Here is a 23,112-nt window from a genome sequence, read left to right as displayed (position 1 = left end):
AGCCGCTGGCATTAGCGCAATGGGAACCGGCGGTTAGCGGCTTTTCACTCATTCGAGCTAGAAACGTCTTTGCCTCCCCCATTCGGTTCGCGATCGACTTTGCCGCCGATGGCTAAGTGCAAGCTATACTTGCGTCAGTATGGGAATCGATGTCGCCAAGCTGGCGTGCACCATCCTCCAAACCCTGATGACTTGAACGAACCAACGGCCCAATGAAATTTGATCCCGACGACTGGCGCGACTTTGACTGGCGTGATATTGATTTTCAGCGCATGCGGGTGCTCTGGGTGATTCCCGCGGTCCTGCTGGTCTTCGCTGCCTTTACGAGCGTTTACACCGTTCAAGCCGAATCGCAGGGAGTGGTTTTGCGGTGGGGTAAATATGTCCGCAACGCCGAACCCGGACTGCGATTTAAATTGCCCTTCAATATCGAACGCGTGGCGATGGTGCCAGTCAAACGCCAACTGAAACAAGAGTTCGGTTTCGGCACCACCGGAGCGACAAACCCGAATCAATTTTCAACGGAACAGACACTCGAACGTGGCATGGTGACGGGTGACCTCAACGCAGCAACGGTCGAGTGGATCATTCAATACCGAGTGCGTGAGCCCGAGCTTTACTTGTTCAAAGTTCGCAACCCCGACCAAACGTTGCGAGCCATCTCGGAATCGGTCATGCGTACCGTCGTGGGTGACCGAACCGTGGACGAAGTGATCACCGTGGGACGCCAAGAGATTGAAGCCGATGCACAGACGCAACTTCAAGAACTGGTGAATAAGTTTGAACTGGGACTTAGCATCGACCAGGTTCAACTGAAGAATGTGAACCCGCCATTGCCGGTCCAACGCTCATTCAACGAAGTCAACCAAGCTCAACAGGAACGTGAGCAGTTAATCAATGTGGCCAACGGCGAATACAACAAAGTCGTTCCACGTGCCAGCGGCGAAGCCGAACAGAAGATCCAAGCCGCCGAGGGATATGCACTCAAACGCGTCAACGAAGCGGAGGGGGATGTCGCTCGGTTTAATGCCGTGATGACCGAGTATTTGAAAGCTCCTGAAGTCACCAAACAACGGATCTATATCGAAACCATGCGTCAGATCATTCCTAACCTTGGCAAGAAGATCATCATTGACGAGAAGGCCAGTCAGATCTTGCCGCTATTGCAATTGTCCGCTGAATCCCCAAAGAACCCCTCATGAAAAATGTCACCCTTCCCGCACTGATCGGATTCGGGCTACTGTCGGTCTTTCTGCTGTTTAATGCATCTTATACGGTGAATGAAACCGAGCAGGTGATCATCACCCAGTTCGGAAAGCCCGTGGGCGATCCGATCAGCGATGCCGGTTTGCACTTTAAGATCCCGTTCATTCAGGAAGTCACTCGCATCGAGAAACGGTTCCTCGAATGGGACGGTCGCCCGAATGAAATGCCAACCAAAGACAAAACCTACATTGTCGTTGACACGTTTGGACGTTGGCGGATCCACGACGCCAAGCAGTTCTTTCTGCGGTTGCGGGATGAACGGGGCGCGTTGTCACGTCTGGACGATATCCTGGGCAGCGAAACGCGTAACGCGATCGCCAAGCATGAATTGATCGAAGTGATTAGGACCACCAAGGACCGTCAACCGGATCGCGACGCCGTGCTGGTCGATGCTCCCGGAAACGTTGGAGTGCTGTATCCGATTTCCAAAGGGCGGGCCAAGATTGAAGAAGAGATCTTTAACAAGGCTTCCGAAAAACTTACCGATTTTGGTATCGAGCTGCTCGACGTTCGATTCAAGCGGATCAATTACAACGAGAGTGTACAGCAGCGAATCTATGACCGCATGATCAGCGAACGTCAGCAGATCGCCGAACGATTCCGTAGCGAGGGCGAAGGCGAAGCGGCGAAGATTCTTGGCAAGAAGGAGCGTGACCTGTTGGAGATCGAATCCGAAGCGTACAAACGCGTCCAGGAGATCCAGGGCACCGCGGACGCCAAGGCCACAGAGATCTATGCCAGCGCGTACAACCGGAGCGAAGACTCCGTCGCGTTCTATGAGTTCATCAAGACGATGGAGACTTACGAAGAGATGCTCGCAGGCGACAGCACATTGATTCTGACCACCGGCAGCGACATCTTTAAATTCCTCAAGCACGTCAATCCGCCCGCCCAGTAGCTGCCCAGTAACCCAGTGAGCAAGGGACCATCACGCTTGACTCGGTCCCGCGCTGATGCGTTTCGAAGTGGCCTTATCCGAAGCCTTGCCGTTCATCTTTGAACGTCAACGCAGAACTTCTAACCCGATGCATCGGGTTGCGGAACATCGAGACTAGCAGTCCTGCGGCTACGGTCGATCACTGGATCGCAGCGACTGCCAACGCTTCCATCTCGGCAAGACGTGGATCGGTGGGCGGTGTTTCACCGGTCACCAGAATCGATGCTTGTTGATGGGAGATCAGGAATTGAACCCAGTCAAACCATGGGATCGGTGGTGCCCCCTGTTGTCTCGTCAACGACTGATCCAACCAATCACTGAGCGACCCTGACGAGCGTTCGAGCGCACGGATTGCCTCTTCATCGCGTCCGGCCTGATGATAGGCAATCGCCAGCAGCGGATCGCCGATACCACGGCCTGGCCAATACGGGTCCTCGCTATTTGACTGCTCTAGACGCTCAATCGCTTGCTCCAAATCCGCTGCTTGCAGGTGCGCCCAACCGGCGAGGTACAGCTTCGCACCCCGCGGCGCACGTGAGAGTCGATTCCGTGCAACGGGAAGGTTCAAACGTCGGTCGACCAGCATTTGCTCCGCTTCGGAAGCGAGCTGTTTCGCGAGACCTTGCTCGAGAGGTTCAACCAGCAGCCCTCCCAGCTTGGTGATCAGATAACCGCCATTGGAATCGGCCAGCGATTTGGAAAGCAGCCGGTACGTTGCCTCATTACGCAGGAAGAAAAACAGCTGCGCGACCCCCATAAACTCGGCACGATCGACGGGACACCCCAATTCGATCGCCTTGCTAAAATCGACTGCGGCTCGATTCCATAAGCCCAACTTTGCATAAAGCAGCCCTCGTTCCATCCAGACATGGAAGTACCTCGGTTGAACCTCGGTCGCTTGAGTGTACGCGTTGTGCGCTGCACCTAGGTTGCCTGCTTCGACAAACGCTCGGCCTGAAGTCAACAGTGCGTTGGCCTGCTGAAGCCGATCGGTAAATTCCTTTAGCTCTTGCCGCGAATCATTCGCTGCTGATTCGGCTTGCTGTGCCTGCTGTAGCGCGTCGTAGGCGATGGTTGCCTGCCACACGCTAATGACGGTTCCAACGATCAACGCGGCTGCGACCAGCGAAACGGTTGCCAACACCACTTTGTTTCGTCGCGCGAACTTGGTGAACCGATACAGGGTCGAGGGGGGACGGGCTTCGACCGGCTTGCCGAGCAAAAAACGTGACACGTCTTCGCCCATTGCATTGGCACTCGGATAACGTCGACCGCGATCTTTGTCGAGCGCCTTCATCACGATCCAATCCAAATCGCCCTGCATCAGCGACACGAGCTTCGCTGGCTCGAGTCGACGATTGGCTGAAATGGTCGTTGCAATTTTGTCGCCCAAGGTGCTAAATCGAGCGCTTGGGCGTGGCGGTTCCTCTTCGCGGATGATCCGGCGAAGCTCGTCGAAGCCGACACTGTTAAGGCGATCACGAGTGAACGGCGTCGAACCGGTCAACAATTCGTAAAGCATCACCCCAAGCGAATAGATGTCGCTGCGAGTGTCGACATCAACGTTGCTCATTTCCGCTTGCTCGGGGCTCATGTAAGCCGGAGTGCCGATCATCGAGGACAGACGCGTGTAGATTGTCTTATCGGTCAAAGTTTGGCCGATGGCTTTTACGATGCCGAAGTCGATCACTTTGGCGATCGGCCGACCGTCTTGTAGCGTCACCAGCACATTGGATGGTTTCAGATCGCGGTGGATGATCCCTTTTTGATGCGCGTGCTGAACCGCATTGCAGATCGACAGAAACAATTCCAGCCGTGCACGCGTGTCGAGTCGATGGTTATCGGAGAACTCGTTTAGCGGAACGCCACGAACCAGTTCCATCACAAAGTAGGGTTGGCCATCGTCGGTCACCCCAGCGTCGAAAACGCGAGCGATGTTTTCGTGGTCCATCATGGCGAGCGCTTGACGTTCGGCTTCGAACCGAGCGATCACCTCGCGAGTTTCCATCCCCGGTTTGATGATCTTGAGCGCGACCCGGCGACGAACCGGTTTCTGTTGGTCGGCGACGAAGACCAGCCCGAACCCTCCTTCGCCAATTTGCTCCATCAACCTGTAGGGGCCGACCATCGTGCCCGGTGCGAACCGGGAATCGCTCACCTCACTTGACTGATCCATCGTCAGCGACGGCAGAAAGGGGGGCGCCAGCGGCCGATCGACCGGATTCTCTGCTCGATCGTTTTCACGGAGCAGTGCACAAACGGCGTTAAAAAGATGCTCATTGCCGCGACAGGCTTGTTCCACATAGGCCGAACGATCGCGCGGGGACTCAATGTCCAGCGCGTTGAAGAAGATCGATTTCTCTGATTCGGTAGCCATGTGTCTGATTCAGTCCCTAAGCGAAGCATTACAACTCGAGATGCGAAATCGGAGCGCCGCCGGGGACATAAAATTTCAGGATTCTGCTTCCGAATTCAGCTCGCGGCCCAACCAGGCCCGGGCAAAGGCCCAATTTCGCTTGACGGTCCGAGACGAAACCCCCAGCACTTCGGCAGACTCTTCGACACTCAAGCCAGCGAAATATCGCAGTTTCACGAGCTTCGCGAGCTCCGGTTCGCTGTCACCGAGCTTTTCGAGTGCCGCATCCAAATCGAGCAACTCGTCGAGATTGATGGTATCGACAATCGCATCGTCCTCGGCGATCTCGAACCGTGCACGATCTCCCCCCCGTTTCAGACTTCGCCGGCGACGCACATTTTCGATCAGAATTCGCCGCATCGCCTCGGCGGCTGCGGCAAAGAAATGGCCGCGGCTGTCCCAGCGTTGCACGTCCTCGTAGCCGACCAACCGCATGTAGGCTTCGTGGACCAGCGCGGTCGGTTGCAGTGTCTGGCCGGCGGCCTCACTCTTTAGTTTGTGCCCCGCCAAGCGGCGTAATTCAGCGTAAACCAGCGGCAACAATTCGCTCGCCGCCGCGTCGCCCTGTTCAATCCGATGGAGTATTTGGGTGACTTCCGACACGAAACGCCTACTGATCGCATGAAGAGGAATGAAGGCAACCGGCACTCCATCATTCTATCGGCTCCCACTCAGGCTGCCACTTGGTTGGCAAAATCGAACGTGGCGATCACCGCGCGATCCTTACCGCTCCATGGTTCACTGTCGTGCGCCGCGCGATTAACTCGTGACGGAGGTCAGCTTCAAACCAACAATGGCGACGAGCAACAAGGCGAGAAAGAAAATGCGAGACGACGAGACAGGCTCGCTCAGAAAGAGCATGCCATAGGCCGCAGCTCCGACGGCCCCGATGCCGACCCAGACGGGATAGGCCGTACCAATGGGAAGTTCGCGCACGGCAATCGCAAGCAGAACCATGCTGGCGACGAGCGCCACGCCGGTCCCCACACTGGGCCAAAACCGTGTGAAGGCGTCGGTATATTTCAAGCCAACAGCCCATCCGGTTTCCAACAACCCAGCGACCAACAAGATAATCCACGGTTTCATGACGATGCTCCTACGGAAAGAAAATTCGTAAGTGCGTCGTCTTGTCTTGACCGGGTACGGCGCGTCTCGTCCGGGCGTTGCTCGATTGATTCTACCGCGTCATGGCCCCGCGTCAACGGTCACTCGCGATGGACTCCGAAACGGGGACAACCACTCAATCGTCAACGAAAACCTTGTGGTTGAGGATGCCAAATCGCAAACGGAAACCCGCTCGGATGCATTGCCCCCGGAGCCGGATAACCACACGAAGGCAGCAGAGATCCACGATTGGATTGACCGGAGTCTTCAATCCCCCGTTACGCCTCCTCTGCGGAGTAAGGCCTGAGACCGAGAAGCATCTCCGCTCTCTCGGTCAGCGGCTTAGTAGCAAGTTGAGTATCGGTGTACTCCGCCAGGTTACGGATGACGAGCGCAAAGACGGCTTGGCGATCTTGGCTGGTGTCGACTTCAACACATTTACCTTTGCTCTTGAAGAGCTCCACGGTGGGCAGCGTCTCCGCCTTGAAGGTGTCGAACCTCAGCTTCACACTCTCCACATTATCGTCACTCCGGCCGGAGTACTTAGCGCGGCTCATGATCCGTTTTTCGAGCACCGCGTAGGGGCACTCGAAGTACAACATCTTAGGCAACTCGGCTTCCCGCCCGAAGATCTCGTACCATGCTTCTAAATTGGATAGGGAGCGAGGGAACCCATCAAGCAGGAAGTTATTCTTGCCTGTCGTTCTGGTAACCGTCTCCATCGCGTTCTTGAGCAACGTTACGATGATCTCGTTGGGTACTAACTTCCCCGCCGTTGTGAATTCTTCGATGATGGCGGCGGTCGGACCTCCCAATTGGCGTTCGGCGCGGAGCAGATCGCCAGTGGACAAATGAGTCCACCCGAGTTGAGACTCGGCAAGCTCACACATGGTTCCTTTTCCAGCACCGGGTCCTCCCAGAACGAAGACGACGTTGGGACTCGGACAGGGCAGCCTGGGGTCATAGTGGTGGAGCACAACCTTCGGAGCCGGGGCAACCCCCTTTTTGTAAACATGCCACTCTCGATCGGTAGGTGGCAACTCATCTTCGCCTGAGATGTCGTAGGCGAGATGACCATCGAGACGACAAATTCGCCAGGATTTATAGGTGTTGGAGTACGACAACGAAGGGCTTCGGGCACTTTGACCGTCGGCACGGTCCCACGCCCTCTTGCCATTCCAGTAGCCGGGACTTGATACAGTTCCCGATTCCGATTTGGTGGGCGGCGCCGTGGAAGGCACGAACAGACCATCCACTTCGGGAAGCCCCGAACCAGAGACTTCAACAAAGAACGTGTTCGGTTGGGGCTCGTTTGTTTGGACCATCTGATTTCAATTAAGCATTGGCGATTGAGGGGACCACGTTCGCAACCTGATGCGAACACGCTCACCAGGATAACGTTTCGATGCCCTTTGCTGCAGCCACACGTCGCTCGCGATCCAACTCGACCGCCTCGTGCTTTGCCAAACCTTACTTTTAGGATTAGCCGTTTTGGCGTTAGCCACGGTTCTGTTGTTAAAACCGTGGCTAACGCCAAAACGGCTAATCGCTTCAACCCTAACTTCCTAGGCTAGACGCAGCACTCGAGCTTTTTGTGAATCCCACGTCATTATTCAAAATGCTCTATGGCTTCGGAGGCACGAGTCCTTCGGGCAAGATCCCTTCGGCCACCTCGTCGTCCCATTGATCCATCAAAGGCCAACTGTCCGCGAGTGTCCCAAAGTCGGCCATTTTCAAGTAGCCACGAAGACGATCAATGGTGCGATTGAGCAGATCTTTGTCGTTGCGGAAGATCGGGCCATGACTCGGCGCCAACCATTTGACGTCACTATCGCGAATCCGCTCGAGCGATTTAACAAACGCCTTGATGTCGCTGCCGTGATGAGCGTCGATTGCTCCGATGCAACCATCGCGATAAATATTATCACCGCTGAGCAAGACATCGCCATGGCGAAAGGCCAATTGGCTGTCGGTGTGCCCGGGCGTATGCCAAACCTCTAGCTCGATGTTGCCGACGTTAATGATGTCGCCATCGTTGACTTGATGTTCGACGTCGACGGGCGGCATCGCAAGCTTCAGATTCTGGGCTTCGATTTCCGCCAACGTGATCAAGGTGTCCCCGTCACGCAGTGGCTTGACCGCATTGGGATGCCCGGTGACCGAGGTTTTGAGCAGTTGCTTTGCCTTGGCGAGCCCTTGGATGTGATCGACGTCGGCATGCGTGGCCACGAGCGTCTTGCAACGCGAGATTGGAAAATCAAGCTGGCGGATGATTTCGATGTAATCATCGACCGTCTCCTCGTAACCAATGTCGATCAAGATCCATTCATCTTGATCGTAGACCAGGTAGACGTTGCAACCAAGCACTTCGCCTGCTTGAAAATTAAGCTCGATCACGCCTGGAAAAATGGGTTTACGAATCAACATAACGAATCGAATCTCAGAGAAGGGAATACGGTTGCGGCATTCTACGCAGGACGGGGGAACCACGAGAACCCGGTTGAAAGCGAAGGTGGATAAACCGCCCCTCATTCCGCCTATGTGTTGAGGCAACCTAAGTGTCGGAGTGCAAAATCGGCTTACGGGCTTAAAATCGCTGATTTTTCAAAATTTGAGCCAAACCTTCACGGTAGGTCGGAAAGGCGAGCTTGGGTAGCAATTTCTCCTTCAATCGGCGATTCCAAATCCGCTTATTGCTTTCACTCCGCATTTGTTTGGCGGATCCCTGCTCCGGAGCCTGGAAAACAGGAGGCGAAACGCCACATTGGCGTGCGATTTGGCAATAAAACTCGCGTCGTTGCATCGGCTCGTCATCGCCAACGACAAACAAGCGGTGCTCAGGATGCTGCCACGCTGCGATCACGGCACGGGCTGCATCGACCACATGGATCAGATTCAAGTAACCCTCTTCGGGTGAGGCGATCGGTTGCCCCTTGAGGAGATTGGCAATCCGTGGCACCCGGTCTGGCCCGTAAATTCCCGCCAAACGAAGGATCGTCCAGGGCGCATTGGGACGATGGCGATGCAACAGATCTTCCGCTTGCAAATGCACCTTCCCCCCTTCGCGATTCGGCTTTGTCGGCGAGCGTTCATCGACCCAACGCCCATCGGTTTGGTGATAAACGCCCGTCGTACTGATGTAACACAGAGGGGCTTGCGGATTGACCACCCCCAATAAATTCCGCAGTCCGCCGACCTGGGATTCGTAGCGAGAGACTCCACTCGACGCGTCATAGCTGACCGCGACCAGCACCCGATCCACCTCCGGCAGCCGCTGCAAACGGGAACGATCGGTCCAATCGGCAACAATGGGCTGAAATCCACGACGCTGCAGCTCAGTGGCCCGCGACGGACGGCGGGTGGTGGTGTAAACCGTATGTCCGGCATCACGGGCAAAATCGGCAACCACGGAGCCGAGATAACCGCATCCGACGATCAAGACACGAGATTTAGGCATAAATGGCGATCCTAGAGTCTTCTTTGAAGCAGCCAATGGGGGGTGATTTCTGAGGTTCCTTTTTTCCTCTGACTTGCTACGCAGGTTACAATAAAGCAACCTTAGCAAGCCCTGGCGGGTGATCCGCCCGAAAGGGAATTGCAAGCCTACACCATCCGCTCGTCCTCTTCTACGAAGCCTTCCGTCTGATGGAGTCCGTATTGAATCCAACCGAAGCGTTAATCTCCCCGGCAATCGCTCCGGCGCTCAAGATCAGGTGCTTGGTAATCTTGGCACTCGGGTTGGTCATAGCCGCGTCCGCCCCGATCGCCCCGCTGGAAGCTCAACAGTTATTCCCGTCTCCTTCGGAATCCTCGTCCGCTTCGGTGTCCCCCAACGGCACGCTCGTCTCGGTTCCCAGTCCGCTGCAGCCATTGCTCCGCAAAGGCGGGATCCCATCGTCGCTGGACCAAATGCAACTTTTGGAAAAACAGCAACAACGGGTCGCCGCGCAAGCAAAAAACTGTACCGTTAGCGTTCAGATTGGTGCCGCTCAGGGTTGCGGCGTGATCATTACCGAATCGGGATACATTTTGACCGCGGCGCACGTCGCGATGCGGCCCAAAAAGAACGCCGTGATTAAGTTGCAAGATGGTCGGACGGTGACCGCGACGACGTATGGGATGAATCGTAGCGTCGATGCCGGTTTGATCAAAATCAACGACGGTCAAAACGAAGGCCGTCCCTGGCAACACGCCACCTTAGGAACGAGCGAGCATTTAGTTCCTGGCATGTGGTGCATCGCCACCGGTCATCCCGGAGGCTACGATCGCGAGCGAGGTCCGGTCACCCGCGTGGGGCGAATCTTAACGGTTCGTCCTGATGCGATCGTCACCGATTGTGCCTTGATTGGGGGCGACAGCGGTGGCCCGCTGTTTGATATCGAAGGACGCTTGATCGCTGTCCACAGCCGGATTGGAAACGATGTTGCCGACAACTTACACATCCCGGTCGACCATTATGATTTCTCTTGGAAACGGCTCGCGGCCAGCGAAGCCTGGGGCGTGTTGCCCGGATTCCGCCCGGTGCTGGGCGTCAGGGGCAACCAAACCGAAGAGGTGGCACGAGTGCTAGAGGTCAACAAAGGATCTCCGGCTGAGGATGCCGGTATCCAAGTCAATGATATCGTCGAGCGATTCGGCGAGATGACGGTGACCGATTTTGCTTCACTGAGCAAGGCCGTCTCCGATACAATGCCAGGAGAACGGGTTGAGATTTGGGTCAACCGCCAAGATCAACGGATTCGCGTCGTCGTTGAGATCGGACGCGCGGATTAACGGTTTCGCTCGACGTAGCGGGCTTCCGACTTACCCCGATTTCCAAGCAGCCTGCTTTTCGACTCCACCTCCCGTGTCGTCTTGTTGGAGACAACGTTTTGAACTCTTTTCCATCTGCCCGGCGAACCGCTACCGGCTTGTTCGCCATCCTCCTTGCTACGCTTGTCGCTACCGATACGCTGCACGCTCAAGAATCACGTACCGCGGAGTGGCTTCGCCAAGGTTTCAGCGTCAAGGTTTCGCACCGCCGCGACAACGGCGAGATGATGCAACTGGTTCGCCCAATCCTCTCTGCGGTTGAGCAATCGGTGGTCCAAGTGATCAGCGGCGGCCGAACCGCGGCATTGGGGACCATCGTCGGTGCCGAAGGATATGTGCTGACGAAGCGTAGTGAGCTGAGCGGGGGAGACCCGATTCGAGTCCGGCTTTACGATGGTCGGTTGTTGCCCGCGCGTGTGGCCGCGGTGCGACGGGCAAATGATCTCGCCTTACTCAAAATCGATGCGGACACTCACGTCAAACCCGCCGAGTTTTATCCGCAGCTACCGCCTGTGGGAAGTTTTCTGATCACCACCGGTCGCACGGGACGTCCGATTGGCATTGGCAGCCTCGGCGTGCTCGAACGCCGCGTCGATCACAAAGGACGACTGGGCGTCGTCCTCGGCAACAGCAGCAATGGGCGGGCACGCGTGCAAGGCGTTTGGCCCGACAGTGGTGCGGACGAGGCAGGCATCGAACCCGAGGACCAAATCATCGCGATCAATGGACGCGAAGTCTTTACCAGCGACAACGTGATCACCACCCTACGTGGGATGTTCCCGGGCGAGAGTGTTCAATTAACGATCGTCCGAGCCGGCAGCACGATGGAAATGAACGCGGGCATTCGCGAGTTTGGGGTGCTGCAAGAATCCGAAAACGACTCACGCGTCAATGGACCACGCAACGCACGACTGAGCGGCTTCGAACGCGTCTTCCAACACGACACCCTGTTGGATCCCGATCAATGTGGCGGTCCCGTTCTCGATTCCTCTGGACGCGTGATCGGATTGAACATTGCCCGAGCCGGTCGCGTGGTCAGCTACGCCTTGCCCTCGTCGTTAGTGCTGCCTGAGCTGAACAGCATGCTACAAGAAGTCCGCGGCAGTGTGGAGTAAGGCAGGTGTTTTGATGTAGCTCGTGTCGCCCTTGCGTTGGTCCGCGTTCTTGCGAACGCAGCTACATTATGAATCCCATGTCATTTTTCATAATGTTCTAGCGAGTCCGAAAGGCACCTTACCACGGCGATCGTTTCCATGATCGCACTTCGACCTCGCCATCCCGGCCGATGCGAACCCGCACGGCGCCTACTTCCGCCGTCACGTAGACCCCAGCCCCGGTGGTGTTTAACATCGCGCGAACCGCTGGCTTTCTCGAGCGTTTGCCGCCGCTGACGATCACCTCGGCCGGGCGTGACCATTGCAAAATCGACTCTGCATCCATCGTCAAACTGCCGTGATGCGGCGCCATCAAAACACTGCCTAGCGGTGGCCGCCGCTTGTTAATCAACACTTCGGTTCCTGGCGGTTCAAGATCGCCGGGCAACAACAACGCCCGTCCCCCCACATCGACTTGCAACACTAAACTGTTCGCATTGTCATTGCCGGCAACCCTTCGTTTCGGCGGATGTAACAACGAAAATTCTGGCGGCAACTCGGGCACGAGCACCGCATCATGGACTTCAATCACGGGCACGTTGGCGGACTCAATTGCCTCACGCGTGGCTCTCAATCCCAGTTCTTGTTTGCCGAGCATCCCAGGGGGCGTGATGATGCGATCGACTTGGAAACGCCGCAACACCCCCGGGATGGCATTGTAGTGATCCGAATCGGCATGAGAGAGAAAGATCGCGTCTAAACGGGTCACTCCGAGCGACCAAAGCGTCGCATCGATATCACGACTACTGCCCATCTCGTTTGCCAAGCGACCGCAATCGTAGAGAAAAACGCGTCCACGATCGTCTCGTAAAACCACGCTCGTGCCATGCCCGACGTCGACGAAGGTCGCTTCAAACGATCCACTTTCGAGCGGCGAATGGGTGGTGGCCATGATCCAAGCGGCCCCCATCCAAAACGCAATCCAGCCGTAACGAAAATGAGAACTCGCTCGACTCTGCGGCCAACACAGTGAGAGCACCATCACCAAATAGAACACAAACACCCAAGCCGCGGGGGGCGAGGGGAGCCAGAAATGGCCATACGGAATCTCCGCCGCAATGCCGATAATCTCTCGCATTCGCTGCAGTCCAAACCCGCATAGAAAACCAGGGATCGCGGCCAACGATTCCAACGCCCATCCCACCACGACCGTGGCAACGCCCGACGCCAACGAGAAAAACAAAAACGGACTCAAGATCACATTGGTCGCCACACTGATCAATGAAACCATATGAAATTGGTGCCACACCAACGGAATGCTGATCGCGGTCACACAGCCGCTGAACCACACCATGCGTCCGAGCCACATCCATCCGATCCGCGCATAGCGAACCGTGGCCGATTGAGAGGATTCGATCAAGGCGTCGATTCGTTGTTCATTTTCGATCGCCAAACCCGCCGCATGCGAATGAGTGACCGCGCGGCCCTGACACAAAAACAAAGTTGCCACGGCTAAGAATGAGAGCTGAACGCCAACGTGAAACAGATTCTCGGGATTGATCGCGAGCAAGATTAGTGCGGCCAACGACAAAGTATTGATCGGTTGCGCCGGTCGCTTGAACCACAGTGAAAACATCACCATTGCCACCAATACCGCCGCACGCATCACCGGCGGGCGACCTCCGGTGATCGCGGTATACAAACAACAAATCGCCAAAACCCAGACGATTTTTGCTCCCAGCGGGAATCGCAACAGGATCGCAATGCCGCTGGCTAAAATGATCACGATCGCAAGATGCAAGCCACTGACACTCAACAAATGCGCCGTGCCGGTGACAAGCAACAAGTCGCGTGTCTCGGGATCGACGAAGTCGCGTTGCCCGATCACCAACGCCACCGCCAACGGCCCCGCCGATGCACCGGTGTGCCGCAAAAGCAGTTCGCGACTACGCGTGGCCATGCCTGCGACCACACGACCGAGAACGAATGATTGCTCACGCAATTGAATCTGGTTCTCTCGATCGACATCCATTCGGGCGTGAATCCCACGACGCCGATACACCGGACGCAAATCGTTTTCACCTGGGTTATTCGGTGCCATGATCGGAGCTAATTCGCCATGAACCCGAACCGTGTCCCCCGGACGAAAGTGATCCAACCGCCCGCCACCGACGACCATCACGCGTCCATCACAGGCGTGAAAACGTTGCCCCATGCGAACACGATGAAGCTGTAATTCAAGCACCGATTGCCACGGCGATTGATCTCGCCCCCGCACGGAATCGGCCAACGGATTGCGGCGAAGCACCACCGGCCGATCCACGGTCCCCTCGACGATCGCGGGCTCCGGATACGCTGCTAACTCGTTCAGAATCGATGCTGTTTGATAGCGAGAGTCGTTGTAGCCATGCCACAGCCCCGCCAACGACATGACAGCCAAAACGACTGCGAATCGCTTTCGTGCGGCAGCCCCCAACACGAACAAAACGCAGGAAACCAGTGCGACCGCCCCCCAAAACGCGACTCGACTTTGAAAGGGCTGTGTGATCCAAGCGTCGATCACGATGCCAACCGCAGCGGCGATCGCCAGCAGTAACAGAGGGTGGCGAGGCCAAAAGGTGGCGAAGTGCCAACCCGCCTCGCGATCAGGTGCCGCAACGGATACCGCAGCCAATGGACGCCCCCCTTTTCATTCCCACTGAAAAATCGAGTACGATACTCCAGCACCCCCTGATCAACCCTCGCCCCCTCGGGCTGAACTCAGTTGCCAGCGGGGGTCACTCATTGCACATTCCCTTCCTTAGCCACAAGCCCTTCACTGCAATGTTACACCTTTTCACACAACCGATGTTTCCGGCGTCAACGCGGGCAGCATCAATGTTCACTTTCACGATCCTAAGTTCCATCTTCCTCTCAGGCGTCACCTTGGCTCAAGAATCAAACACGCTCACTTCATCTCCGCGTCCCCTGCAATACCCTGATAGCAAAACGGTCGACGTTACCGACGACTACCATGGTCACCGCGTCGCCGATCCCTATCGTTGGCTCGAGGACACCGAAAGCGAGGAAACCGCTGAATGGGTTGCCGCGGAAAACAAAGTCACCCAGGCCTATCTGCAATCGTTACCCGAACGAGAGGCGATGCGTGCGCGACTGGAAAAATTGTGGAACTACGAACGGTTCGGCCTGCCCAGCCGCAAGGGCGATCGTTACATCTACACTCACAACAACGGGCTACAGAACCAAAGCATCCTCTACAAAGCCGACTCGCTCGACGCCGAGCGGCAAGTGCTAATCGATCCCAACACGCTCAGCGAAGATGGCACCGTCGCGCTCGCTTCGACCGCGACCACCAAGGATGGAAAGCTGATCGCCTATTCATTGGCCGATGGTGGCAGCGATTGGCGAACTTGGAAAGTGCGTGACGTCGCCACCGGCCAAGATCGAGAGGATGTCATTCGTTGGAGCAAATTTAGTGGCATCGCATGGATGCCCGACGCCAGCGGTTTCTTCTACGCTCGCTATACCGCTCCGGTCGAAGGCCAAGAATTAACCGGCACCAACGAAAACCAACGTTTGTTCTTCCATCGCTTAGGCGACGATCAATCCAAAGATCAACTCGTCCTCGAGCGACCCGACGAACCGAAGTGGGGATTCTCACCGTCGGTCACCGATGACGGACGTTACCTCATCATCCACAACTGGAAGGGCAGCGAGCCCAAGTCACAAATTTTCATCAAAGATTTGACGGATCCTGAAGCCCAAGTTGAACCGTTGATCAGCGGTTTTGATGCCGAATACGAGTGGATCGCGTCGGTCGGTACGACCCATTATTTTGTGACCGACAATGACGCACCGAAACGTCGTTTAATTGCAATCGAGGCCGGCAACGCCGATCGCGATCGATGGAAAGAGGTGATCCCCGAGTCCGACAACGTCCTTGAATCGGCCAGTTTGTTTGGCGAAACGTTTTACCTGAGCTACTTGCAGGACGCTCGTAGTCGAGTGACGCGGCACACGATCCAAGGCACCTTCATCAATGACCTTCCCTTGCCCGGCGTCGGCAGCGCCAATGGTTTCGGGGGCCGACAAGATGCCACCGAAACGTTCTTTGACTTCACCAATTACGTCACGCCGACGGAGATTTATCGGGTCGATCTAAGCAGTGGGGAAATCTCGTTGTGGCAACGTCCTCAAACGCCGATCAACGTCGAGGACTATGTCACCGAACAACTCTTTGCGACCAGCAAGGATGGAACCCAGGTCCCCGTGATCGTCACACGTCACCGCGACACTCAATTGGATGGCTCCAACCGCACCCTGTTGTACGCGTATGGGGGCTTTAACATTTCGTTGACTCCGTCGTTCTCACCCGCCAATGCAGCTTGGATCGAAAATGGCGGCATCTACGCGGTTGCAAACCTGCGCGGCGGAGGTGAGTACGGTCGTCAATGGCATGAAGATGGCATGCGATTGAAAAAACAAAACGTGTTCGATGACTTCATTGCCGCCGCCGAACATTTAATCGACAAGGGCTACACGCAATCGAGCCGATTGGCGATCCGCGGCGGCAGCAACGGAGGCTTGCTTGTCGGTGCCGTGATGACGCAGCGACCGGAGTTGTTCGGAGCCTGTTTGCCCGCCGTCGGCGTGATGGACATGCTGCGATACCACAAGTTTACGATTGGATGGGCCTGGGCCACCGAATATGGCAGCAGCGACGAAGCGGATCAGATTGAAAACCTGCTCGCCTATTCACCGCTGCACAACCTCGCACCCGGGACGTGTTATCCCGCGACGTTGATCTCGACCGCCGACCGCGACGACCGCGTCGTGCCGGGACACAGCTTCAAATTCGCGGCCGCATTGCAAGCCGCCCAAGGATGTGACAACCCGACGCTGATCCGGATTGAGACGCGCGCCGGACACGGTGCGGGCACCCCGGTCAGCAAGCGGATCGACGAGTATGCCGATCTGTGGGCGTTTTTGCTCGAGAATTTGAAGTAAGCGGCGGCCTGTTTGGAGCCTGCGACTTTCAACTTGCGAAAGGGTTTGCCTTGGCATTGTTTCAACAGCATCGGTGGTTACCGATGCTGTTGCGTGCAAAGCAGCAACCATCCAAGGATGGCAGAAAGAATTGAAAAAGGAAAAGCGGGAAGAACAAACGAAGCAGGGAGGCAGGAATGATTGGGTGAAATCCCATAAGCCGCTTGGGCGTTAGCTCCGCTTGAACCGTGGCTAACGCCAAAACGGCTAATCTAGCGAAAGACTCCTGCCTACCTGCTAAGAGACGCGGCGATGCATCGCCGCGTCATTCAGTTTTAAACGTTTCAGTTTACAACTTTACCTTTTCAATCGTTCCCGCTGCGGTCGGGATCGGGCGGCTGAATTAATCGGGCGTCCGTATTAGCCTGGCGGCCAATCCAACTTGCGTCCTCCGAGCAGGTGAAAATGGAGATGAGGAACCTCTTGGCCACCCTCCTCGCCGCAATTGACCACCATGCGGTAGCCGTTGGACAACCCTTCGGCCGCCGCCACTTTGGCCACCACCGCCACACAGCGTCCGACGATATCCTCGTCCTCTTCGGAAAGGTCGTCGAGGGACTCGATCTCCTTTTTGGGGATGATCAGAATGTGGGTCGGCGCCTTCGGTGCGATATCGCGGAACGCCAAACAGGTGTCGTCTTCAAAAACGATGTCCGCTGGGACTTCGCGATCAATGATCCTGGTAAAAATCGATGGCATTGCATTAACCTTTCTCTTGCTTGCCGGCTTTCAGACGCAAAAACGCGTCGAGAAACCCTTGCAATTCACTGCCGTTCATCATGGAATTAAAACTACCAACGTAATGTCCCGTTCTAGCATCCTTGACGCGTTGATCGGGATGCAGGAAGTAGTTGCGAATTTGGCTACCAAAACCGGTACGAGCTTGCGTGGCGTACTTGGTCGCATCGTCGGCTTCCCGTCGTTCTTCTTCGATCCGGGCCATCTTCGCTCGCAGCATTTTCCAAGCGGTGGCCTTGTTTTGATGCTGGCTCCGCTCGTTTTGGCACTGCACGACCGTATTGGTGGGAACGTGGGTCAAGCGAATCGCACTGTCAGTTTTATTGACGTGCTGCCCTCCTGCTCCCCCCGCCCGGTAGGTATCGATGCGAACGTCCTTTTCCTCGATGTCGATGTCGATCGAGTCATCGATTTCGGGCGTCACACTGACGGCGGCGAAACTCGTTTGACGCTTGCCTTCGCTATTGAACGGGCTGATCCGCACGAGTCGGTGAACCCCTTCTTCGCCTTTGAGATAGCCGTACGCCATCGGGCCTCGCACCGCGATCGATGCATGGTTGATGCCTGCTTCCTCGTTCTCTTGGCGATCGAGCAGTTGGATCGAGTAATCTTCGCCGACCGCCCAAGCCGAATACATTCGCAACAGCATGTCAGCCCAATCATTGGCATCGGTTCCTCCGTCGCGTGCATTGATCGTGATGATCGCACCGGCCGAGTCGTTGGGGCCATTGAGAAGGGCCTTGAGCTCGAGATTGTCCAGCACTTCTTCGAGCCGAGCGACCTCCACGGCCACCTCCTCGGCGATCGATTCGTCCTCGTCGGCCATCTCGAATAATGCGTCAAGGTCCTCGACGGCGGTAGACAATTTCCCCATAGGACCGACAATAGCTTTCAGTCCCTTCAGTTGCAAAACAACCTCTTGGGCCGCATCGTTGTCGTCCCAAAATCCGGGCTGGCCCATCCGCGCTTCGATTGACTCGATTTCGCTACGTTTGGCAGCGTAGTCAAAGAGAGTCTCCGAGTTGGAGCAGGCGTTCGCGGATCCTTTTGCTGCGTTGAACGAATTCGGCGTCCATTCGTGGGGTGAGCTCCGGAAAGAATAAAAGGGCTGAAATTGATGACAGTACAGATAAAATAATATCGAGTTCAAGGAAAAAGAGATATGGCACGCGTGGTTCTCGCGATGAGTGGCGGCGTCGATTCGAGCGTCGCTGCACATTTATTGCTCGAGGCGGGGCACGAGTGTATCGGTGTCTTTATGAGGCACGGGGAAGAATCGAGTCGTGTTTGCAGCAGCGAGCCGGGCGATGCGTCCCCGACGGGCGACATGCCCCAGAACGGCACAGCCCAGGGCGGCACAGGCGGCACGTTACCGGTCCTCGGCGGTCTCCACCAAACCCGCGCCGACCACAAACAAGGCTGCTGTACCGCGTCGGATGCCGCCGACGCCCGCCGCGTCGCGTCTAAAATGGGCATTCCCTTCTATGCGCTCGATCTGCAAGAAGATTTTCGCCGCATCGTCGACTACTTCGTGGACGACTATCTCAACGGACGAACCCCCAATCCGTGTGTGAAATGCAATAATTGGATCAAATTTGGTCGCCTGTTCGACTATGCCGACGGTGTCGACGCTGATTTTGTGGCGACCGGCCATTACGCCCGCATGATCCAAAACGGCTCCCAATCCGAACTGCACCGGGGGCTCGATTCCAACAAAGATCAATCCTACGCGCTGTTTGGCATCGGCGCCGAACGTCTCAACCGCATGCTACTTCCGGTGGGTGGGTTTGAAAAACCTCGGATTCGGGAAATGGCAACGGAGCTTGGTCTGGGGGTCGCAGGCAAGCGTGACAGCCAAGAAATTTGCTTCGTGACCCAAGGTCATCACAGCGATTTTGTTAAAGCTCGACGCCCTGAAATGGTCGGTGCCACGGCGGGAGAGATCGTCACGACCGAGGGGAAAGTGGTCGGAAAGCATGCGGGCTACGAGGCCTTCACGATCGGTCAACGCAAAGGATTGGGCGTGGCCATGGGCACCCCTCACTTTGTCGTCCGCATTGAAACGGAGACCAATCGCGTCGTGATTGGACATCAAGATGCACTGGCGCGAGACGGTTTGGTCGCCAACGAGGCGAATTGGTTGGTCGATCCGAGCACGCTTCCGGAGCAAGTGGGAGTGCAAATCCGCTACAACGGATCCCCGCTGCCGGCTCGCGTGCACGTCAATCCAGACCAACCGGATCAATTCGAAGTCAAATTTGACGAGCCTCAGCTAGCAATTGCTCCAGGCCAAGCGGCCGTCGTTTTTGACAAAACCCGAGTCCTTGGAGGCGGCTGGATCCGGTAATTTTACGAAAATTCAATCCCGAGCGGGCTCCCGAGCGATATCGACGGGGCCACCCTCGCATTGCTACGATGCCATCAGCTTAGGATATCAACGGTTTGTTTCGCCCATCGCTACCCTTGGATCGCTATTTTAATTTCGATATAGCGACCGTCGCGTTCACGATGGACCGCGTTCTGCGCGAACCCAGCTACGACCTGAATCCCACGTTTGAATCCCACGTCATTTTCCAAATTGCTCTCGTTAACAGGAATGGTTCATGGGTCTTTATGACCGCGACTACGGACGCTCGCTCGAACGCACCCCGTGGGACCGTGTCGAGAAACCGCGCAGTGTGACGATCATGTTGATCGTGATCAATGTCGTCGTGTTCTTTATCGATTTCTTGTTCGCCAAACAGGGCAGCAGCCAATTGACGCCGTGGTTCGCCGCGCAAGCGAGCACGCTCACTCAGCCATGGATGTGGTGGCAATTCCTGACCTACGGCTTTTTGCACGACATCAACAATCTCAATCATGTGTTGTTCAACATGATCGGGCTGTTTTTCTTCGGCCGCATTGTCGAGCGTCGTCTCGGCCCGCAGGAGTTTCTAAAGTTCTATCTTGGCGCGGTGATCGCCGGCGGCATCGTGGCTTCGATTTCGTACTGGTTCCAAGGAGGCGGTGCGGTGATCGGGGCCAGTGGTGCGGTCGTGGCCACGACGATTTTGTTTGCTTGCTATTATCCGCACGAAGAAGTGTTGTTAATGCTCGTGATCCCAGTCAAAGCTTGGATCTTAGCGGTTGGTTTTGTGGCGATGGATTTCGCCGGAGCGTTAGGTTTGATGGGCCGTGCGACCACCGCCTTTGAAGTCCATTTGACCGGGGCCGTTTTCGCCGCAAGCTATTTCTACCAACGCTGGAATTTCCGCTGGCTTGATCTGAGCACCCTTACCGACTTGCCGAAGTACCTCAGCCAACGCTCTCGCCGCATGAAGCTGAAAATCCATGACCCCGACCGCAAGCTGAGACAAGACGCGGACGAAGCCGATCGCATTTTGGCTAAAATCCACTCTCATGGAGAGTCAAGCTTAACCCGCGCCGAACGCAAAATTCTAGAACGTTACAGTCGACGACAACGCGAAAAACGCGATCGTTAACGGCTTCGCTCCGATTTGCCAAAATCAAAAACGATTTGAAATGATGATTCCTCGAGTCTCCACTGCCGCGTGTTGGATGTTGTTGTGCACCACACTCTGTCTCGATGCACAAGCCAACAATGCCGGATTGGCTCAACCGCTCGCCGTCGGCAGCAAGGCGATCAACTTCGAGCTGCCGATTGTGGGCAGCAACGATTACATCGAATTGAAGGAAGCCTACCAACAGGGGCCCGTGGTGGTCGTGGTCTTGCGAGGCTATCCCGGCTACCAATGTCCACTATGCAGCCATCAAGTCAGCAGCATCATCAATCGCGCCAAAGCGATCTCCGCTGCCGCCGCCCGTGTGATCCTAGTCTATCCCGGCGATGATCCAAAACTATCGCGTCATGCCCAATCATTCCTGGGCTCGCGGCGTTTGCCGGACCCCATCGTATTGGTGCGTGACGACGCAATGGCGATGGTGACTCAGTGGGGACTGCGTTGGCACTCGCCCCGTGAAACCGCTTACCCGGCAACCTATGTGATTGATAAAAATGGCCGCGTCGCTTGGTCGAAAGTCAGTTCATCGCATGCCGATCGATCCACGACCGAAGAGATCATGAAAGCGCTTCGCAAATTGTAAACCGGGGGATCGGCGTTCTGCGTGTCGACCGACATTCTGAAGATTCATCCAGCATAAACGTTCACACCACCACCCATTACGGAATCTAGATTGACTGCTCGCATTCATATTGTTGGGATTGGCGACGATGGACTTGATGGCCTCACCGGTCAAGCGAGACTATTGATTGACCTCGCGTCCGTTTTGATTGGCCCAGCCCCGTTGCTCGATAAGATCCCGGCCTCCGATGCGAGGCGAATCATCGTCGGTAGCAATTTGGAGCAACTCGAGCAATCGATTTACGACCTCGGCGACCGACACGCCGTCGTGCTAGCCGGTGGCGACCCGCTGTTTTATGGCATCGCCCGTTACTTGACCGAAACGTTCGGCAAAGATCGCTTCGACGTCGTGCCGCATGTCAGCAGCATGCAATTAGCGTTCGCTCGAGTCAAAGAGAGCTGGGACGACGCTTATCTAACCAACCTCGCGAACCAATCGCTTGATCGGGTCGTGGACAACATTCGAACCGCCGAACGCGTGGGCATCTTTACGACCGAAGAAATTTCGCCAGCGGTGGTTGCCGAAGCGCTGCTCGATCGACGGATCGACTACTTCACCGCCTACATTTGTGAAAACCTTGGCACCCCGCGTGAAACGGTCACTCAAGGAGAATTGAGTTCGATCCGAAGCCAATCGTTCAGCGGCATGAACGTGATGATCTTGGTGCGCAAAACGGGGGCTGCGGATCGCCCTAGCGGCAGCACCCATCGCCGCTTGTTTGGAAATCCCGACGATTTGTTTTTGCAATCGCGTCCCAAGCGAGGTTTGTTGACGCCAGCCGAAGTTCGCTGTATCGCTTTGTCGGAACTCGATCTGACACCGCAAAGCACCGTCTGGGATGTCGGCGCAGGCAGCGGGTCGCTTGCGATCGAAGCGGCATCGATCGCCAACCGCGGCAAAGTCTTTGCGATTGAGATGGATGCCGAGGACTACGGTTTGATGATCGAGAACGCGAAGATGTTCGACGTGCCTTCGTTGATCCCCGTCCACGGCCAAGCCCCTGATGCCTGGAAAGAGTTGCCCGACCCCGACGCGATCTTCGTCGGTGGCACCGGACGCGTGGTTCCCGAGTTGGTCGCGGCGGCCGTTCCGCGATTGGCCCAAGGAGGCCGAATCGTTGTGAATGTCTCCAGTCCCGATAATCTGGTCTCGGTTCAAAACCTCCTTTCGGCAGCCGATTTGATTCACGATGTGCGGATGATCAACATCTCGCGTGGTCAACACCAAATGGAACGGGTCCGATTTGAATCGCTCAACCCCACCTTCTTGGTTCTCGGCCGGAAATCAAAATAACGCTCGTTCCACTCCGCGCCGTGCATCTCCAGCCATCTCGATTGGCAGCGGGACGGCGTGATTGGATGGCCCAGTTAGCGGATGGCCCGGTGAGTGGATTCCCGTCCAGCCACCCCCTTATCCCAAGCCCGCATGCGCTCGTTTTGAAGGGATCTGTTTTTCGTAACCCAAAGCGTCCGCGACGGGAATATCACGCTGGACCCAATCCCTCGCTAACGCTTCGGGTTATGATTGACTGAGCACAACGGCAATCGCGTCACTTC

Annotated in this window: 18 protein-coding genes and 1 riboswitch; of the genes, 9 read left to right on the top strand and 9 right to left on the bottom strand. The window is 56.1% G+C overall.

From position 1 onward, the window contains the following. Positions 1-212: 212 nt before the first annotated feature. Complete coding sequence (gene hflK, locus Pla52o_RS13925) at positions 213-1,202, top strand: FtsH protease activity modulator HflK (protein ID WP_146595194.1); 990 nt, start codon at positions 213-215, stop codon at positions 1,200-1,202. Further along, complete coding sequence (gene hflC, locus Pla52o_RS13920; protein WP_146595193.1) at positions 1,199-2,164, top strand: protease modulator HflC; 966 nt, start codon at positions 1,199-1,201, stop codon at positions 2,162-2,164. Before hflK ends, hflC begins: the two co-directional genes overlap by 4 nt. A gap of 178 nt (positions 2,165-2,342) precedes the next feature. On the opposite strand, the gene Pla52o_RS13915 is transcribed toward hflC, so the two are convergent. From Pla52o_RS13915 to Pla52o_RS13890, 6 genes are all read right to left on the bottom strand, one after another. Continuing rightward, the gene (locus Pla52o_RS13915; RefSeq protein ID WP_146595192.1) at positions 2,343-4,580 is read right to left on the bottom strand and encodes a protein kinase domain-containing protein; all 2,238 of its coding nucleotides are present in this window, start codon (positions 4,578-4,580) and stop codon (positions 2,343-2,345) included. A gap of 75 nt (positions 4,581-4,655) precedes the next feature. After that, entirely contained in the window at positions 4,656-5,222 is a 567-nt protein-coding gene (locus Pla52o_RS13910) for an ECF-type sigma factor (protein WP_146595191.1), read from the bottom strand. Between the two features lie 156 nt (positions 5,223-5,378). Further along, positions 5,379-5,705 (bottom strand): DMT family transporter, encoded by a 327-nt coding sequence (locus Pla52o_RS13905; protein WP_146595190.1) that lies wholly within the window; start codon positions 5,703-5,705, stop codon positions 5,379-5,381. A 30-nt stretch (positions 5,706-5,735) separates the two neighbouring features. Next, a riboswitch (guanidine-III (ykkC-III) riboswitch) is annotated at positions 5,736-5,794 on the bottom strand. Between the two features lie 207 nt (positions 5,795-6,001). Then, the gene (locus Pla52o_RS13900) at positions 6,002-7,048 is read right to left on the bottom strand and encodes a nucleoside monophosphate kinase (RefSeq protein ID WP_146595189.1); all 1,047 of its coding nucleotides are present in this window, start codon (positions 7,046-7,048) and stop codon (positions 6,002-6,004) included. A gap of 298 nt (positions 7,049-7,346) precedes the next feature. Then, on the bottom strand, positions 7,347-8,150 hold the full coding sequence (locus Pla52o_RS13895; protein WP_146595188.1) for an MBL fold metallo-hydrolase: 804 nt from the start codon (positions 8,148-8,150) through the stop codon (positions 7,347-7,349). Positions 8,151-8,310: 160 nt separating this feature from the next. Then, positions 8,311-9,180: an SDR family oxidoreductase gene (locus Pla52o_RS13890; protein ID WP_146595187.1), complete on the bottom strand. Its 870-nt coding sequence runs from the start codon at positions 9,178-9,180 to the stop codon at positions 8,311-8,313. Positions 9,181-9,368: 188 nt separating this feature from the next. Between Pla52o_RS13890 and Pla52o_RS13885 the strand changes: the two genes are divergently transcribed. Together Pla52o_RS13885 and Pla52o_RS13880 are read left to right on the top strand one after the other, a co-directional pair. Continuing rightward, the gene (locus tag Pla52o_RS13885) at positions 9,369-10,496 is read left to right on the top strand and encodes a S1C family serine protease (protein ID WP_146595186.1); all 1,128 of its coding nucleotides are present in this window, start codon (positions 9,369-9,371) and stop codon (positions 10,494-10,496) included. A 98-nt stretch (positions 10,497-10,594) separates the two neighbouring features. After that, the gene (locus Pla52o_RS13880; RefSeq protein ID WP_146595185.1) at positions 10,595-11,650 is read left to right on the top strand and encodes a S1C family serine protease; all 1,056 of its coding nucleotides are present in this window, start codon (positions 10,595-10,597) and stop codon (positions 11,648-11,650) included. Positions 11,651-11,768: 118 nt separating this feature from the next. Here Pla52o_RS13880 and Pla52o_RS13875 read toward each other — a convergent pair whose 3' ends face one another. Then, positions 11,769-14,303 carry a ComEC/Rec2 family competence protein gene (locus Pla52o_RS13875; RefSeq protein ID WP_146595184.1) on the bottom strand — a complete coding sequence of 845 codons (2,535 nt, stop codon included), beginning with the start codon at positions 14,301-14,303 and terminating at the stop codon, positions 11,769-11,771. A 203-nt stretch (positions 14,304-14,506) separates the two neighbouring features. Between Pla52o_RS13875 and Pla52o_RS13870 the strand changes: the two genes are divergently transcribed. After that, positions 14,507-16,636: a prolyl oligopeptidase family serine peptidase gene (locus tag Pla52o_RS13870; RefSeq protein ID WP_390620877.1), complete on the top strand. Its 2,130-nt coding sequence runs from the start codon at positions 14,507-14,509 to the stop codon at positions 16,634-16,636. A 399-nt stretch (positions 16,637-17,035) separates the two neighbouring features. Here Pla52o_RS13870 and Pla52o_RS13865 read toward each other — a convergent pair whose 3' ends face one another. Continuing rightward, complete coding sequence (locus Pla52o_RS13865) at positions 17,036-17,374, bottom strand: histidine triad nucleotide-binding protein (RefSeq protein WP_146595183.1); 339 nt, start codon at positions 17,372-17,374, stop codon at positions 17,036-17,038. Positions 17,375-17,378: 4 nt separating this feature from the next. Then, positions 17,379-18,489 (bottom strand): peptide chain release factor 2 gene (prfB, locus tag Pla52o_RS13860; protein WP_390620872.1). Its coding sequence is split into 2 segments (ribosomal slippage): positions 17,379-18,419 and positions 18,421-18,489, totalling 1,110 coding nucleotides; the frame shifts between segments, so codons are not numbered across the junction. Between the two features lie 86 nt (positions 18,490-18,575). Here prfB and mnmA point away from each other — a divergent pair. The 4 genes from mnmA to cbiE all read left to right on the top strand — a co-directional run bounded on the left by mnmA (position 18,576) and on the right by cbiE (position 22,849). Beyond that, positions 18,576-19,760: a tRNA 2-thiouridine(34) synthase MnmA gene (gene mnmA / locus Pla52o_RS13855; RefSeq protein ID WP_146595182.1), complete on the top strand. Its 1,185-nt coding sequence runs from the start codon at positions 18,576-18,578 to the stop codon at positions 19,758-19,760. 256 nt (positions 19,761-20,016) lie between these two features. Next, the gene (locus Pla52o_RS13850) at positions 20,017-20,895 is read left to right on the top strand and encodes a rhomboid family intramembrane serine protease (protein ID WP_146595181.1); all 879 of its coding nucleotides are present in this window, start codon (positions 20,017-20,019) and stop codon (positions 20,893-20,895) included. Positions 20,896-20,935: 40 nt separating this feature from the next. Next, positions 20,936-21,517 (top strand): redoxin family protein, encoded by a 582-nt coding sequence (locus Pla52o_RS13845; RefSeq protein WP_146595180.1) that lies wholly within the window; start codon positions 20,936-20,938, stop codon positions 21,515-21,517. Positions 21,518-21,607: 90 nt separating this feature from the next. Beyond that, positions 21,608-22,849 carry a precorrin-6y C5,15-methyltransferase (decarboxylating) subunit CbiE gene (gene cbiE, locus Pla52o_RS13840; protein WP_146595179.1) on the top strand — a complete coding sequence of 414 codons (1,242 nt, stop codon included), beginning with the start codon at positions 21,608-21,610 and terminating at the stop codon, positions 22,847-22,849. The last annotated feature ends 263 nt before the right edge of the window (positions 22,850-23,112 follow it).

The sequence above is a fragment of the Novipirellula galeiformis genome (assembly GCF_007860095.1).
GTDB classification, from domain to species: domain Bacteria; phylum Planctomycetota; class Planctomycetia; order Pirellulales; family Pirellulaceae; genus Novipirellula; species Novipirellula galeiformis.
Note: the sequence above shows the minus strand (reverse complement) of the source record. Positions and strands in the feature narration are given on the sequence as shown.